Origin of the sequence: Mesorhizobium sp. L48C026A00, from assembly GCF_000502375.1 — a bacterium.
Classification (GTDB): domain Bacteria; phylum Pseudomonadota; class Alphaproteobacteria; order Rhizobiales; family Rhizobiaceae; genus Mesorhizobium; species Mesorhizobium muleiense.
In genome coordinates this window covers 528,655-543,656 of the sequence record NZ_AYWU01000002.1, presented here as the reverse complement: position 1 = coordinate 543,656, position 15,002 = coordinate 528,655, and the positions used below count along the sequence as shown (strand labels likewise).

Below are 15,002 nucleotides of genomic sequence, written 5' to 3'. Positions count from 1 at the left end.
TCGCCAGCGGCGCGCCGCCCTCGTTGGTGAGGCGTATATAGTCGGCGCCCATCCAAAGTGTCAACAACGATTTCAATCTTTTTTGCGGAGAACTGTTTCGCTTTGGCGTCTCAGTTCAGGGTGCACCAACCATGTCTTAGGTACGATTTGTTACCTATGTCTCCGGGCTGGACAACTTCCGGTAGACCGGCTGGATCGCCACGATCCGAAGGTTCTCACCATGAAAATTTGAACCGCACGGGACCAAGAACTCACCTGTCCCCATGCGGCGGAGCCGTCTCCGGTCCTGTGAGCTTAATATGGGAACAAAACAGGAAAATTCAAGGATCACGGCTGGAACCATTCGGCCCGGCTTTTAGTTCCATCAGCGAAGAACGGGACCGCCGAGCGAGCGTCGCAGCGCGACAGGCCTGAGGTCCTCAGCAAGTCTTCCAGGCCAATATCGCTCTACGACCGCAGGCGGTGGTGCTGTTCTGGGCACGAACAGGGAGATTCACCATGAAAGTCGCTGAGATAATGACCCCCAACGTCCATCTCGCCAGTCCTGACGAGTCACTGCAGAAAATCGCGAAACGAATGGCGGTTGACGATGTCGGATTCCTCCCCGTCGGAGAAAACGACCGACTCGTCGGAACGATCACCGACCGTGACATCGTCGTGCGTGCGGTCGCCGAAGGCAAAGACGGCAACGCGACGGTCCGCGACGTGATGACTGAGGATGTCAAATACTGCTTCGAGGACGAAGATATCGAGCACGTCGTCCAGAACATGGGTGATATCCAGGTCAGGCGGTTGCCTGTCCTCAATCGCGACAAGCGCCTGGTGGGCGTGGTCTCGCTCGCGGACGCGGCGCTGAAGGAAGATCCGGCAACCGCCGGAATCGCGATGTCCGGCGTCGTCGTGCCCGGCGGCGCACACGCGACGTAAAAAAATCCCCGCGGGCAAGCAGACGGGATCCGATGGACGACCTGCCGAGCGGCGTCGTCGGCATGGCCCTGAGGCGGCGATCGAAACGGCGAGCGCATTGGTGATCTCTGCCGCCCGCGCCGATCGGCCGGTGAGCCAGCCGGGGCCCTTACCAACGTTACACCGATTTAATGTGCAAGCGAGCGGGAGAATTGCCATAAAGCTTTGATATCGACGGGCCATCCCCTGTGTCGGAGGGTGCTGTCGCGTCTACTTCAGCTTGGGAAGGGGTAGACGGTATCTTTGCCAACCGGAGTGCCGATGGCCGCCTGGAAACAGATTGTTTTTGCATTTGTGATCCTCGTCGCGGCCGCGGCCGCCTGGGTTCGCTTTTTTCCAGGCGCGCCGGATGTGCTGGCGCGCTGGGGCATCGAATGGGCTGATGCCGCGACGCCTCCGACAGCGACGAGCGCCGTCGACAACGCCGGGCAAGCGGGCCGCCGCAGCGACGCCGGCCAACTGGCGACTATCGTCGCATTGCCGGCGGCCACGGCCGTCATCAATGATCGCCTGCGGGCAATCGGCACCGGCCGAGCCTACGCCTCGGTGACGGTCAATCCCTACAGTTCAGGCCGCCTGGTCGAATTTCTGGTCGAGTCCGGCGCCCATGTCGAAAAAGGACAGATCATTGCCACCCTCGATTCCGACACCGAGGTGATCGCACAGGACCGCGCAAAGGTTGCCTTGCAGGACGCGCAGGCCAAGCTCGACCGGGTCAAATCGTTGCGGGCTTCCAACGCTGCGACGGCGGTCTCTGTTGCCGATGCCGAGGTGGTGCTGGCCAATGCCAAGCTGGCGCTTCGCGATGCGGAACTGGCCTTGCAGCGCCGCTCGATCGTCGCGCCGATCNGATCGCCGGCGTCGTCGGCATCCTGCCGATATCAGCCGGCAACTATGTGACCAGCCAGTCGGCGGTCGCCACCCTTGACGACCGCTCCAGCATACTGGTCGAATTCTGGGTGCCGGAGCGCTTCGCCGCCGTCGTCAAAGTCGGCGCGCAATTGTCGGCGACGCCAATCGCCAACCCAAACAAAGCCTATACCGGCACGGTCTCCGCCATCGACAACCACATCGATGAAGCCAGTCGTACCCTTCTGGTCAAGGCAAAGATCGCCAATCCGGCCGATTCGCTGCGTGCCGGCATGTCCTTCCAGATCACCATGAAGTTCCCCGGCGACAGCTATCCTGCGGTCAGTCCGCTGGCGATACAATGGGGTTCGGACGGCGCCTATATCTGGACCATCGTGGACGGCAAGGCCAAGCGGGTTGCGGTGCGCATCATCCAGCGCAACACTGAGACCGTGCTGATCGATGCCCCGATCGTCAGCGGCGACATGGTGGTGACCGAGGGCACCCAGAGTGTCAGCGAAGGCGGCGAGGTCCGCATCGCCGGCGAACAACTGCGCGCCGCGGACGCCGACGGCTGATGACCGCAACCAACAACGCAGCCAGCGACACAGGATTCACCGCGCTGTTCATCCGCAGGCCGGTGATGGCCTTCGTTTTGAACACGCTGATCGCGGTCGCCGGCCTTGCTGCCTTTTACGGTGTCGAAATCCGCGAACTGCCGGATGTCGATCGCGCCGTCGTCACCGTCAACACGACCTTTGAAGGCGCTGCAGCCGAGACCGTCGACCGCGAATTGACCGACGTGATTGAGGGCGCGGTCGCCCGCGTCTCTGGTGTGAAGTCGATCTCGTCCACCTCGTCCTTCGGCACAAGCCGCGTCACCATCGAATTCAACGACGGCGTCGACCTCGACGTCGCCGCCTCCGATGTGCGCGATGGCGTCGGCCGCGTCGCCGACCAGATGCCAGATACGGCGGATGCGCCTCGCATCGTCAAGGCCGATGCCAATTCCGAGCCGGTGATGCGGCTGGCTGTCACCTCCGACACCATGTCGGTGCAGGACATGACGGTGCTGGTCCAGGACCAGATCGAGGACGAGCTTGCCGCCGTGCCTGGCGTAGCCGACGTCCAGGTCTATGGCGACCGCGACAAGATATTTCGCATCGATGTCGATCAGAACAAGCTCGCCGGCCTGGGCTTCACCGTCGCCGACCTGAGGACAGCGCTGGCCTCGGTCGCTTTCGATTCGCCTGCCGGCTCGATCACCACGACCAACCAGGATCTGATCGTGCGTCCGACGGCGGACGTGACCACGCCGGAGGAGTTCGAAAACATCATCATCGGCGGCACGACCCGCATCCGCGACGTCGCCACCGTCACGCTCGGCCCCGACATCGGTCAGACCACATTGCGATCGAACGGCAAGACCGGCATCGGTCTCGGCATCATCCGCCAGGCGGAATCGAACACGCTGGATATTTCGACCGGCGTCAGGGCCGCCGTCGCCGCGCTGCAGGCGGATCTGCCTCAGGGCATGTCGATCAAGGTCACCAGCGACGATGCGGTCTTCGTCAACGGCGCGGTGCATGAGGTCGAGATCGCACTCGGCCTGTCCGTCTCCATCGTGCTGATCGTCATCTATGTGTTTCTCCTCGACTGGCGCGCGACGCTCATTCCTGGGCTTGCGATGCCGGTCGCCATGATCGGGACGATCGCCGCCATCTATCTTGCCGGCTTCTCGGTCAACATATTGACGCTGCTGGCCCTGGTGCTGGCGACGGGCCTGGTCGTCGACGACGCCATCGTTGTTCTGGAAAATATCGTGCGACGACGCAACGAAGGCATGGGGCCACGCGCCGCGGCCGTGCTTGGCGCCCAGGAAGTGTTCTTCGCCGTCATCGCCACGACGCTGACGCTGGTCGCCGTCTTCGTGCCGATCTCCTTCCTGCCCGGCCAGACCGGCGGCCTGTTTCGCGAATTCGGCTTCGTTCTCGCCATATCGGTGCTTCTGTCCGCCGTCGTGGCGCTGACCCTTTGTCCGATGCTTGCCTCGCGCATGCTGTCGGTCGCGCCGCTTCATCACGAAGGCGGCAGCGGCATCGGCGCCCGCATCGGCGGCGCGCTGAACAGGCTCTACCGGCGCTGCCTGCGCACCTGCCTCGATGCGCCGTGGATCGTGCTCCTGGTCGCGCTGCTGTTTGCAGCCACCGCCTTCACGCTGTTCGGCACGATTCGCCAGGAACTGACGCCGACCGAGGATCGTGCCGTCGTGCTCATGCGCGTCGACGCGCCGCAAGGCGTCAGCCTCGACTACACGACGCAGCAGATGCAGAAGATCGAAAAACTGATCGAGCCGCTGCGCGATTCCGGCGAAATCCGCAATACGTTCGAGAGCGCCGGCCGCAACGGCGCCTACAATGCCGGCTTCATGGTGATGACGCTGGCGCCATGGGACGAGCGCACCCGCAGCCAGCAGCAGATCATGGCCGACATCAGACGGCTCACCCGGCAGGTGCCGAGCGTGCGCGTCTTTCCGATGCAGCCCAACAGCCTCGGGATTCGCGGCGCCGGCAACGGCCTGCAGTTCGCGCTGGTCGGCAACAACCGTGCGGCGCTCGGCGACGCTGCGGTGAAGATCATCGCCGAGATGCAGAAGGACGCCCGCTTCCAGTCGCCCCGGCTCTCCGTCGACCCGACGCAGCCCCAGCTTTCCGTCGCCATCGACCGCGAGCGCGCTTCCGACCTCGGCATCGACATCACCAGGCTGGCCGATTCCTTCCAGGCCATGCTCGACGGCAATGATGTCGTCGACGTCTATATCGCCGATCGCAGCTACGGCGTGAAGCTCGTCTCGACGACCAACCCGATCAACGATCCGACCGATTTGGAGAACATCTTCCTGAAGACGGCCGACGGCCGCTTCGTGCCGATGTCGACCATCGCCACTTTGACCGAGCGCGCCGTACCGCCCTCGCTGACCCGCGAGCAGCAGCAGCCGTCGGTGGCGATCACCTCCAACCTCAGCGGCGATTTCGCGCTCGGCCAGGCGCTCACCCGCGCCGAGGCAATCGCCACGCCGCTTCTGCCGCCGGGCAGCCGCATCGTCCCCTTGGCCGAGGCGGCGACGCTGGGCGAGACCAACAGCGCCATGATCACCATCTTCGGCTTCTCGCTAGTCATCATCCTTTTGGTGCTCGCCGCTCAGTTCGAGAGCTTCGTCAGCGCGGTCATCATCATGGCGACGGTGCCGCTCGGCCTCGCCTGCGCGATCTTTGCCCTTTTGCTCAGCGGCACCAGCCTCAACGCCTACAGCCAGATCGGCCTGGTGCTGCTGGTCGGCGTGATGGCCAAGAACGGCATCCTGATCGTCGAGTTCGCCAATCAGTTGCGAGACCGCGGGCTCGGCGTGCGTGAGGCGATCGAGCAGGCCTCCACCATCCGGCTGCGGCCGGTGATGATGACGATGATCTGCACCGTGCTCGGCGGCGTGCCGCTGGTGCTGGCGAGCGGCGCCGGCGCCGAGGCGCGGATCGCGCTCGGCTGGGTGATCGTCGGCGGCCTGGGTCTGGCCACCGTCTCGACGCTGTTCCTGACGCCGGTCGCCTATCTCCTGCTCGGCCGCTTCGTCACGCCGAAGGTGGAAGAGGCGTCACGGCTGAAGCGCGAACTCGAACAAGCCGCCTACACCAATGTCGAGCCGGCTGAGTAGGCAGGACAATCGCTTCAGCTAAGACCGGTGACCGCTCATTCCGAGCATTTGCGCTGCCCCTCACCTGCCTGCCGGCATCCTCTCCCCGTATAGGGACGGGGAGAGGGGCTCTCGTCACCGATTTCGCCAATCACTGGCGTCGCAAGAAGGGCGCCGGCGTTGCGGTCAGCTCCTCCTCCCCGTCACTATACGGGGAGGAGTGCCCGGCAGGGCGATGAGGGGCGGCGCCGACTTCAACAAGTTGATCTCCAATACAAATTGGGCACTATCATTTGCCTGAAGAGATTTGCGGCCCTGACCATGGCAGCCTTTTGCTGGGCGAGGCACGGGCGCGCGGAGGAATTGCGATGAGCTATCTGGACGAGCTGTTTTCGGTGGCCGGCAAGACCGCGCTGGTGACCGGGGCTGCGACCGGCATCGGCCGCATGGCGGCGACCGCTTTGGTCAGTGCCGGCGCCACCGTGATGATCGCCTCGCGCAAGGGTGAGGACTGCATCAGGGTTGCCGATGAACTGAACGGCCTCGGCGGCACCGGCCGGGCCGAAGGCTTTGCCGGCGATGTCTCCAGCGAGGCTGGCATCGCGGCGCTGGTCGACGAGGTCAAGGCGCGGACCGAGCGGCTGAACATCCTGGTCAACAATGCCGGCGTCTCCTGGGGGGCGCCGCTGGAAAGTTTTCCCTACCATGCCTGGGCCAGGGTGTTCGGCGTCAACGTCACTGCGGTCTTCCAACTGACGCGCGAGCTTCTGCCGCTGCTCGATGCCGCCGCCAGCGATGCCGATCCGGCCCGGGTGATCAATCTGGGTTCGGTGATGGGCACGCAGCCGCTGGCCGACGACGCCTACTCTTACTCTGCCTCAAAGGCTGCTGTTCACCATCTGACGCGCATCTTGGCGATCGAGTTCGCCGCCCGCCGCATCACCGTCAATGCCTTCGCCCCCGGCCCCTTCCAGAGCCGGATGACAGCTTTTGCCACCGCGAGCGAGGAACAGGCAAGACAAGTCGGCGGCCATGTTCCGCTTCGTCGCATCGGCGCGTCGGATGACATTGCCGGCGCAACGCTCTATTTGTGCAGCCGTGCCGGCAGCTATGTCACCGGCGCCATCCTGCCGATCGATGGCGGGCAGTCGGTGCAGCATGGGCTGACACTGTTCAAGGAATGAAGCCGCTCGCGCTCCGGACGGTTGAAATGGAGGACATCAGCGTGGAACCGATCAGTCTCGATGTGCTTCTGGCCAGCGTCGGCAAGGAGGTCGGCGTGTCGTCGTGGCGGGTGGTCTCGCAGCGCATGATCGACCAGTTCGCCGACGCCACCGACGACCACCAGTTCATCCATTGCGACCCGGAGCGCGCCAAGCGCGAGACGCCGTTCGGTGGCACCATCGCGCATGGTTTTCTGTCGCTTTCGCTTTTATCGGCGATGACCTTCGAGACCATGCCGCCGCTCGAAAACAGCAAGATGGGCGTCAACCATGGTTTTGACTCGCTGCGCTTCCTGGCGCCGGTGAAGACCGGCGCGCGCATCCGCACCCGTTTCGTGCTGGCCGACGTCAAGGTCAGGCCGTCGGGGTGGGTGCAGACCGCGCATGACGTGACGATCGAGATCGAGGGCTCGAAAAAGCCGGCGCTGACCGCGCGCTGGCTGACGCTGACATTGATCGAGCGCGAGCCAGAAGCGGCCTGAACGGCTCAACGAACCTCGCCAGAGATCATCTTCATGTGCCGGCCGACCTGCAGGGCGATGTAGACGACCAGCGCGCAACCGATCGGGAACACGATCTCGTTGAGGCCGGTTGTGATCGCCCGCGGCAATTCAAGGGCAACGCCGTTCACCGCGGCCGTCTCAATCGTCAGGACCGTGATTCCGCCGCCGAACACCGCGCCGATCGCGGTGCCTGCCAGCGCGAAATGGAGCGGACGGGGCCTTTCCTTCGACGCCAGCGAGGCCAGGATCCAGCCGAGCAGGCCGTATTCGATCGCCCGTAGCACGCCCAGCGTGGTGAGCGAGAGGGTGGCCGGTTTTGTGGCCGCATCAAGAGCAGTTACCATGACCTTTTGCGACCCCTTGGCGATGGCCATCGCCAGTGGTGCCGAGATTGCAGCGATCAGGCCGCCGAGCGAGGCTCGTACCTTGGCGATCGCCGTGCCGAGGCTGAGACCGGCGCAGACGAAGAACGCCCACGTCACGCCTTGCGCCAATTCGATCAGGATCAGGGTGGTAGCCGGGTGAGAACCCGCTGCAAGCCTGCCAGCCAGAGTAAGCGCCTCCATGGCGAATCCGAGCGCGATCGCCAACGATGCAACCATGACCACCCGCCTGAGGGCCAGCATGGCATCGTGAGAAAGTGGATCTGCGTTTGGCGCAACGGAAGAAAGCTCGGTCATGGTCATCTCGGCCCTAGCAACAAAATCTCTTGGCCGGGCCGCAGCTAACCTCTGGTTGTAACAGTCCGATGCCGCGTCGTTTCTGCCCGGGTAACACGTGTGATCGATGTTTAGGCGAAAATGGCTGAGAAGGACGCCGATTTTTGACCGCGCCTTGTCCGATTCCGTACAGCGTATATAATTTAGCCAGCCACAAACAGAAGGCAGGCGAAAATTGCCGCTTAGCGTCCAGACACGCCGCGAGAAACAAAAGACCGAACTGCGCTCCGAACTTGTCGACGCCGCGCACAAGCTCGTCCAGGAAGAAGGCTATGAAGGCCTCACCATCCGCAAGCTGGCCAAGCGTGTCGGCTATGCGCCGATGTCGGTCTATTCCTATTTTGCCGACAAGCAGGACATCTTGTTCGCGTTGGCCGAGGACGCGTTCAAGACTCTGGCAAAGCGTATCGAGGATCACCCGGCCGACGATCCGATCGAGGCGCTGCAAGTGGTGATGACCGAATATGCGGCCTTCGGCCTTGGCAACCCCAACGAGTATCGCACGATATTCATGACCGAGAAGGTCAAGCCCCCGGAAGGCAGGACCTTCGCCGAGATGCAGGAGGGCAACCCATTGATGAAGGTGCTGATCAAGAGGGTCGAAGCCTGCGTGGCCGCCGGCAGGCTGAGGGGCGATCCGCGCGCCATCGCCACCATGCTGTGGTCGGTCGGCCACGGCACGATCTCGCTGCTGATCACCTTTCCCTTCTATCCGTTCGGCGACCAGCAGGCTTTCGTCAAGCGGATGTGCGACTTCACGCTTGCCGCTCTGGCCACGCAGGACGTGCCGCCGCTGACCGAGACGCCGGTCAACTGCTGAAGGGTTTTTGTTCGGTTTCGGATAGCTGACAGGCAAGCGAAACGGGGCGAAGGCCTGGGGAATCAATCTATGCGTGTAGGACCCTGGTGGCTGGGATCGCGACCCGGCGGGCTAGCGCCACGCTCGCCATCAAAAATTCCGTACATGTACAATTTCCGACTTGAACTTCATATTCGCCGGCCGTATATGTACGCAATGTTGTACATGTACAGAAAGATTTCAGAGATCCAGCCCGGAGACAGACAATGAAAAAGACAATCCTCACCCTCGCGGCAGTGCTTGCTTTCTCGGGCGCTGCCTTCGCCGACCAGAGTCAGCCCGGCAAACAGGCGACGGCCGCGGCCTGCGCCGACACCAGCATCAAGCTCGATTGCGGCGCCACCGGATCGGTCGAGAAGGCAGGCGCGGCCACCCACAAGGGCTCAACGGAAAGCAAGGACCCGCGGCTCGGCATCGACATCGACCCGTGGATCGTGCCCAGCACATTCTGACGTTCGAAAACAAAAGCGGCGACAGGAAATCCTGACCGCCCCGCTCTCGTGGCCGGCGACCCGGCTCGCTGGAGCCTGATGGAATTTATTTCCTGCGCTTCTTCATTCCGGCCACGATCTTGGCCTTGCCAGGTCTTGCAGGTGCGCCGGGAATCGAAGTCCCGGTGATCGACACCGGATCGCTGGCCGGAAACGTGTCCTCGAGCCCTTCCTCGAGTTCCTCTTCAATGTTTGGCTCTTTGTGCTGCTCGTGTTCGAACGAGCGCACGGCCGGCGTCTTCTGAGCCGCTGGATTCGGCGCGGATTTCGACGGCATCGACATTCTCCCCGACGTGCTCCGGCAAACGGTCGCGCCCAGCGAATATCCTAAGCCGCTGCGTCGCCGGCCGCCTCCGACAGGAAAGTAAAGACATAATCGGAAAAAGAGCGCCAGCATTCAACCCGGAACGCGTCGGCTGCGATGCGCAATAGCACGATCTCGGCCTTGCCCAGGATGGTGCGCGAGGCCGCGCCCACCGGAAAGACGTCCAGCGACAGATCCTGCGGACAGCCTGAATTGATCGTCGCCGCCGCCGCTGGACCGATAACCGAGATGGCGACGTTGCGATGCGAGATGCCGACCGCCGAATGCAGCACTGTGACCTCGGCGCAATCGGCGAGCGGGTCTTTTCCCACCTCGTCGATGACCAGCCATTCGTCCGGCCCAAGCCACAATGCCGTGCGCCCGGCCTTTGCCGCCGAGGTTTTGGGCTTCCGCGGCAGCTCCACGCCAAGCGCCTTCGAAAGCGCCGCGACCGAGGCGTCCGGCGCGCGCAGCGAAATACGCTGCGCCGGCGGCAACACAGCAAGCGTAACGCCGGTTACGGAAAGCTCCTGACCGGCGAGAGCCGGCCGGCGTTCGACCGACGGCGCAGCGGCGGCAGATTCCTTCGCGGCAGCCTTAGCCATTGAGGCGCTCCCCCTTGTCGTCAAAGAACACCATGCCGGTGACCTCCACCTCGATCATCGCATTGGGCATCGGCACGTAGAGCGTCTCGCCCATCCGGGCGCGGCCGCCGGCAACCAGGGCCAGCGCAATCGAGCGGCCGCAATTTTCCGACCAGTAGCTCGAGGTGACATGGCCAATCATCGTCATCGGGATCGCCTGCTTCGGATCGCCGACGATCTGCGCGCCTTCTTCTAGCACCACTTTTGGGTCTTTGGTCTTCAGGCCGACAAGCTGCTTGCGGCCCTTGGCGACCAGGTCGGGCCGAGCCATGCCCCTGATACCGACGAAATCGGTCTTCTTCTTGCCGACCGCCCATTCGAGCCCGGCATCGCCGGGCGTCACCGTACCGTCGGTGTCCTGGCCGACGATGATGTAACCCTTTTCGGCACGCAGCACGTGCATCGCTTCGGTACCGTAAGCACAGGCGCCGTGCTTCTGGCCCTCGGCCCACAGCGCTTCCCAAACGGCCTGGCCGTAATCGGCCGGCACGTTGACCTCGAAGCCGCGCTCGCCGGTGAACGACATGCGGAACAGCCTTGTCGGCACGCCGCAAATCCTGCCCTCGCGCACCGACATATGCGGCAGCGCCCCGTCCAACATGTCGATGCCCTCGACCAGCGGCGCGATGATCTCCCGCGACTTCGGTCCCTGCACGGCGATCACCGCCCACTGCTCGGTGATCGAGGTCAGCCAGACGTTGAGATGCGGAAACTCGGTCTGGAGGTAATCCTCCATATGGTTCATGACTCGCGGCGCACCGCCGGTCGTCGTCGTCACATGGAAACGGTGGGGTGCAAGCCTGCCAACGACACCGTCGTCATAGATGAAACCATCCTCGCGCAGCATGATGCCATAGCGGCAGCGGCCGGGCTCCAGTTTCTCCCACGGATTGGTGTAGAGCAGTTCCATGAACTTCGCCGCATCCGGCCCGACCACCTCGATCTTGCCCAGCGTCGAGGCGTCGAACAGGCCGGCCGTCTTGCGCACCGTGACACACTCGCGATCGACGGCGGCGTGCATGTCCTCGCCTGCCTTGGGAAAATACCAGGCGCGCTTCCATTGGCCGACATCCTCGAACACTGCACCTTGGCGCTCGGCCCACGGATGGATCGCCGTCTTGCGGGTCGGGTCGAAGAGCGGACCCCGCGCGTGTCCGACGATCGAACCGAAAGTGACCGGCGTGTAAGGCGCCCGGAACGTCGTCAGGCCGACTTGCGGGATCGGCATGCCCAGCGTCTCGGCGGCGATCGCCAGGCCGTGCATGTTCGAGGTCTTGCCCTGGTCGGTCGCCATGCCGTTGGTGGTGAAGCGCTTGACGTGCTCGATCGAGCGCATGCCTTCATGCACCGCCTGGCGGATGTCCTTGGCGGTGACGTCGTTCTGGAAGTCGACGAAGGCTTTTACCGTCGTGTCCGGCCCGGCGCCGGGCGCCGCGCCCAGCATGCCACGCGACCAACTCTCGCTGGCGTCGACCTTCGGCTTGGCGCCGGCATTCTTGACGCCCGCATCCTTGGCCACCTTGGCGCCCGCCGCATAGGCCTCGTCGATCGTCGCCGACAGTCCGTCCGTGCCGTTGCAGGCGCCGACCGACACGCAATCCTGCGCGTAGGTACCGGGCACGAAACGCTTGGTCTCGTCGTTGAAGGCGACCTTGCCGCGCGATTGCGAGAACAGATGCACCGACGGTGTCCAGCCGGCCGACATCAGGATGGCGTCGACCGGGATGGTGCGCTCGCCGCCGCCATTCTTCGGCTGAACGGTCATCGACGAAACCCGCAATTTGCCGCCGGCGCGGATCACCGCGCGGCCGAAATTGACCTCGATTCCAAGCGCCCTCGCCTCGTCGATCACCGATCCGGTCGGGTTGTCGCGCAGGTCGACTATCGCCGCCACGCCGACGCCGGCCTTCTTCAGGTCGATCGCCGCCGCATAGGCGGAATCATTGACCGTATAGACGCCGACATTCCTGCCGACCGCGACGCCAAAATGGTTGAGATAGGTGCGCGCCGCCGACGCCAGCATGATGCCTGGCCGGTCGTTGTCGGCAAACACCATGTGCCGCTCGATGGCACCGGTCGCCAGCACGACGCGTTTGGCACGGACCTGCCACAGCCGCTCGCGCGGCAGCTCGCGGCCGGCATTCTTTAGATGGTCGCTGACGCGCTCGACCAGCCCGACGAAATTCTGCGCGTAATAGCCGAAGGCCGTGGTGCGCGACAGCACGCGGACATTGTCCATGGCCTTGAGCTTGGCGACTGCACCTTGCGCCCAAGCAAAACCATCCTGGCCGTCGATCCTGGCGCCACTCTCGAAATGCAGGCTGCCGCCAAAATCCGGCTGCTCGTCGGCAAGGATGACGCGCACGCCGGTTTCGGCCGCGGCAACTGCCGCGGCGATGCCGGCAGCACCGCCGCCCAGCACCAGCACGTCGCAATGTGCGAAACGCGCCGAATAGTGGTCGGGATCCGGCTGGTCGGGAGCGACGCCAAGCCCTGCCGCAGCCCTGATCCTGGGCTCGTAAAAGTTCTTCCAGGCGGACTTCGGCCACATGAAGGTCTTGTAGTAAAAGCCCGCCGAAAGCAGCGGCGAGGCGATGTCGCCGAGCGCGCTGACGTCGAAGGCCAATGACGGCCAGCGGTTCTGCGACTGTGCCGTCAGCCCGTCATAGAGCTCCTGCACGGTGGCACGGACATTTGGCGTCCTCCTGGCCGAGTCGCGCTTGATCTCAACCAGCGCGTTGGGCTCTTCCGCCCCGGCGGACAGGAAGCCGCGCGGCCGGTGATATTTGAACGAACGGCCAACCAGATGGACGCCGTTGGCGAGCAGCGCCGAGGCCAGCGTTTCGCCCTCGACGCCGGCATAGGACTGGCCGTCGAAGCTGAACCGCGCGGTCTCTGCCTGCTTGAGGCGCCCGGCGCCGGGAATGCGGAACGTCGCGATCATTCGGAGGCTCCCGGCAGCTTCGCCGGCTTCGGCTCGCCGGCCTTGTAGGTCATCAGGAACCTGTCGCTGACGGTGTCGCGCACGGCATTGAAGAAACGCGCGCAGCCATGCATGTGCCGCCAGCGCTCATAGATGATGCCTTTGGGATTCGAGCGGATGAAGAAGAACTTTTCGAAGTCGTCATCGCTTGTCGCGGCCATATCCGCCGAACGCGCGATATGCGCCTCGCCGGCGTTGCGGAATTCGAGTTCCGGACGCTCTTCCTCGCAATAGGGGCAGCGGATGAGAAGCATGGTTGTTCCTACAATTCGCCGTGGCCGACGCAAGCGCCGGCGGGTTGATCGCAAAGCCTCTGTCCCAACATCACAAAGCGGGCCATCATCAGTGTGCCACCGCCGCCGCCGCCGCCTCGTCGATCAGGCGGCCGGTGCGGAAGCGCTCGATGGTGAAGGGCGCGTTGATCGGGTGCGGATCGTCCCTGGCGATGGTGTGGGCAAAGACATGGCCCGAGCCCGGCGTCGCCTTGAAGCCGCCCGTGCCCCAGCCGCAATTGACATAGAGGCCGGGCACTGGCGTCTTGGCCAGGATCGGCGAACGGTCGGGCGTCACGTCGACGATGCCGCCCCACGAGCGCAGCATCTTCATGCGCGTGAACATCGGGAACATCTCGCAGATGGCGTCGAGCGTGTGCTGCAGGATGTGCAGGCCGCCGGTCTGCGAATAGGAGATATACTGGTCGGTACCGGCGCCGATGACCAGTTCGCCCTTGTCGGACTGCGAGATATAGGCGTGCACCGTGTTCGACATCACCACGGAGGGGAAGACCGGCTTGACAGGCTCGGAAACCAGCGCCTGCAGCGGATAGCTTTCCAGCGGCATCCGCACGCCGGCCATGTCCATGATGACGGACGAATGGCCGGCGGCAACGACGCCGACTTTTTTGGCGCCGATGAAGCCGCGCGTCGTCTCGACGCCGGTGACCGAACCGTTCGGCGCCCGCTTGACGCCGGTGACCTCGCAATTCTGGATGATGTGGACGCCGCGCGCCGAAGCGCCGCGCGCATAGCCCCAGGCGACCGCATCGTGGCGGGCGGTGCCGCCGCGACGCTGCAGGGTCGCGCCCATCACCGGATAGCGGGCATCGCGCGAAATGTTGAGCGGCGGGCAGAATTCCTTGGCGGCTTCCGGCGTCAGCCATTCATTGTCGATGCCGTTCAGACGGTTGGCATGGACGTGGCGTTTCAAGACCTGGATGTCGTGCACATTGTGGGCCAGCATCATGACACCGCGCGGCGAATACATGACGTTGTAGTTGAGCTCCTGGCTGAGCCCGTCCCACAGCTTCAGCGCATGGTCGTAGATGCCGGCGCTCTCGTCATAGAGATAGTTGGAGCGGATGATGGTGGTGTTGCGGCCGGTATTGCCGCCGCCGAGCCAGCCCTTTTCCAGCACCGCGACATTGGTGATGCCGTGCACCGTGGCGAGATAATAGGCGGTGGCCAGGCCATGGCCGCCGGCGCCGACGATGATGACGTCGTACTCCTTCTTCGGCTCTGGCGAGGACCACTGTTCCTCCCAGCCCTTGTGGCCGCGCATGGCCTCGCGGGCGATGGCGAATACCGAGTATTTCTTCAACGTTCCAGCCTCGCAGATAGCGGCCGGACATCCAATCGAGCCCCGGCGCGCGAGGTGTATCACTAGCGAAACAGCGCTGCCACCCTTGCGCTGTTTGCGACGGCGCTTGCCGTTTTGCGCCACGGCCAAAAAGACCTGTCGAGCAACGAGCCGAACGACGCATCCGGACGCCTTCAG

The 15,002-nt window shown here is 63.9% G+C and carries 12 protein-coding genes and 1 pseudogene; 7 read left to right on the top strand and 6 right to left on the bottom strand.

Translation table 11 applies throughout. From position 1 onward, the window contains the following. Nucleotides 1–498: 498 nt before the first annotated feature. From X738_RS49675 to X738_RS49655, 5 genes and pseudogenes are all read left to right on the top strand, one after another. The gene (locus tag X738_RS49675; RefSeq protein WP_023797535.1) at nt 499–927 is read left to right on the top strand and encodes a CBS domain-containing protein; all 429 of its coding nucleotides are present in this window, start codon (nt 499–501) and stop codon (nt 925–927) included. Nucleotides 928–1,227: 300 nt separating this feature from the next. Further along, nucleotides 1,228–2,393: pseudogene (locus X738_RS49670) on the top strand (efflux RND transporter periplasmic adaptor subunit). Continuing rightward, nucleotides 2,393–5,524, top strand: coding sequence for an efflux RND transporter permease subunit (locus tag X738_RS49665; RefSeq protein WP_023797534.1), 3,132 nt, complete (start codon nt 2,393–2,395; stop codon nt 5,522–5,524). The pseudogene X738_RS49670 and the gene X738_RS49665 overlap by 1 nt, the downstream one beginning before the upstream one ends. Nucleotides 5,525–5,871: 347 nt before the next feature. Next, nucleotides 5,872–6,687, top strand: coding sequence for an SDR family oxidoreductase (locus X738_RS49660; RefSeq protein WP_023797533.1), 816 nt, complete (start codon nt 5,872–5,874; stop codon nt 6,685–6,687). 26 nt (nt 6,688–6,713) lie between these two features. After that, nucleotides 6,714–7,208: a MaoC family dehydratase gene (locus X738_RS49655; protein WP_031254237.1), complete on the top strand. Its 495-nt coding sequence runs from the start codon at nt 6,714–6,716 to the stop codon at nt 7,206–7,208. A gap of 5 nt (nt 7,209–7,213) precedes the next feature. Here X738_RS49655 and X738_RS49650 read toward each other — a convergent pair whose 3' ends face one another. Continuing rightward, complete coding sequence (locus X738_RS49650) at nt 7,214–7,909, bottom strand: hypothetical protein (protein WP_023797531.1); 696 nt, start codon at nt 7,907–7,909, stop codon at nt 7,214–7,216. Nucleotides 7,910–8,123: 214 nt separating this feature from the next. Here X738_RS49650 and X738_RS49645 point away from each other — a divergent pair, with 214 nt between their 5' ends. Together X738_RS49645 and X738_RS49640 are read left to right on the top strand one after the other, a co-directional pair. Next, nucleotides 8,124–8,768 carry a TetR/AcrR family transcriptional regulator gene (locus tag X738_RS49645; protein WP_023797530.1) on the top strand — a complete coding sequence of 215 codons (645 nt, stop codon included), beginning with the start codon at nt 8,124–8,126 and terminating at the stop codon, nt 8,766–8,768. A gap of 245 nt (nt 8,769–9,013) precedes the next feature. Further along, nucleotides 9,014–9,259 (top strand): hypothetical protein, encoded by a 246-nt coding sequence (locus X738_RS49640; RefSeq protein ID WP_023797529.1) that lies wholly within the window; start codon nt 9,014–9,016, stop codon nt 9,257–9,259. 85 nt (nt 9,260–9,344) lie between these two features. On the opposite strand, the gene X738_RS49635 is transcribed toward X738_RS49640, so the two are convergent. The 5 genes from X738_RS49635 to X738_RS49615 form a co-directional block, all read right to left on the bottom strand. Continuing rightward, the gene (locus X738_RS49635; protein ID WP_023797528.1) at nt 9,345–9,575 is read right to left on the bottom strand and encodes a hypothetical protein; all 231 of its coding nucleotides are present in this window, start codon (nt 9,573–9,575) and stop codon (nt 9,345–9,347) included. A gap of 50 nt (nt 9,576–9,625) precedes the next feature. Then, entirely contained in the window at nt 9,626–10,207 is a 582-nt protein-coding gene (locus tag X738_RS49630; protein WP_023797527.1) for a sarcosine oxidase subunit gamma, read from the bottom strand. Then, a complete protein-coding gene (locus tag X738_RS49625; RefSeq protein ID WP_023797526.1) occupies nt 10,200–13,190 on the bottom strand; it encodes a sarcosine oxidase subunit alpha in 2,991 nt (996 codons plus the stop codon). Before X738_RS49625 ends, X738_RS49630 begins: the two co-directional genes overlap by 8 nt. Next, nucleotides 13,187–13,483, bottom strand: coding sequence for a sarcosine oxidase subunit delta (locus X738_RS49620; RefSeq protein ID WP_023797525.1), 297 nt, complete (start codon nt 13,481–13,483; stop codon nt 13,187–13,189). Before X738_RS49620 ends, X738_RS49625 begins: the two co-directional genes overlap by 4 nt. Before the next feature lie 88 nt (nt 13,484–13,571). Next, nucleotides 13,572–14,825 carry a sarcosine oxidase subunit beta gene (locus tag X738_RS49615; RefSeq protein WP_023797524.1) on the bottom strand — a complete coding sequence of 418 codons (1,254 nt, stop codon included), beginning with the start codon at nt 14,823–14,825 and terminating at the stop codon, nt 13,572–13,574. Nucleotides 14,826–15,002: the final 177 nt, after the last annotated feature.

Bases quoted from the DNA above. Each gene is read 5' to 3' on its own strand.
- X738_RS49675 (WP_023797535.1), top strand. From the start codon at position 499: ATGAAAGTCGCTGAGATAATGACCCCCAACGTCCATCTCGCCAGTCCT.
- X738_RS49665 (WP_023797534.1), top strand. From the start codon at position 2,393: ATGACCGCAACCAACAACGCAGCCAGCGACACAGGATTCACCGCGCTG.
- X738_RS49660 (WP_023797533.1), top strand. From the start codon at position 5,872: ATGAGCTATCTGGACGAGCTGTTTTCGGTGGCCGGCAAGACCGCGCTG.
- X738_RS49655 (WP_031254237.1), top strand. From the start codon at position 6,714: ATGGAGGACATCAGCGTGGAACCGATCAGTCTCGATGTGCTTCTGGCC.
- X738_RS49650 (WP_023797531.1), bottom strand. From the start codon at position 7,909: ATGACCGAGCTTTCTTCCGTTGCGCCAAACGCAGATCCACTTTCTCAC.
- X738_RS49640 (WP_023797529.1), top strand. From the start codon at position 9,014: ATGAAAAAGACAATCCTCACCCTCGCGGCAGTGCTTGCTTTCTCGGGC.
- X738_RS49635 (WP_023797528.1), bottom strand. From the start codon at position 9,575: ATGCCGTCGAAATCCGCGCCGAATCCAGCGGCTCAGAAGACGCCGGCC.
- X738_RS49630 (WP_023797527.1), bottom strand. From the start codon at position 10,207: ATGGCTAAGGCTGCCGCGAAGGAATCTGCCGCCGCTGCGCCGTCGGTC.
- X738_RS49625 (WP_023797526.1), bottom strand. From the start codon at position 13,190: ATGATCGCGACGTTCCGCATTCCCGGCGCCGGGCGCCTCAAGCAGGCA.
- X738_RS49620 (WP_023797525.1), bottom strand. From the start codon at position 13,483: ATGCTTCTCATCCGCTGCCCCTATTGCGAGGAAGAGCGTCCGGAACTC.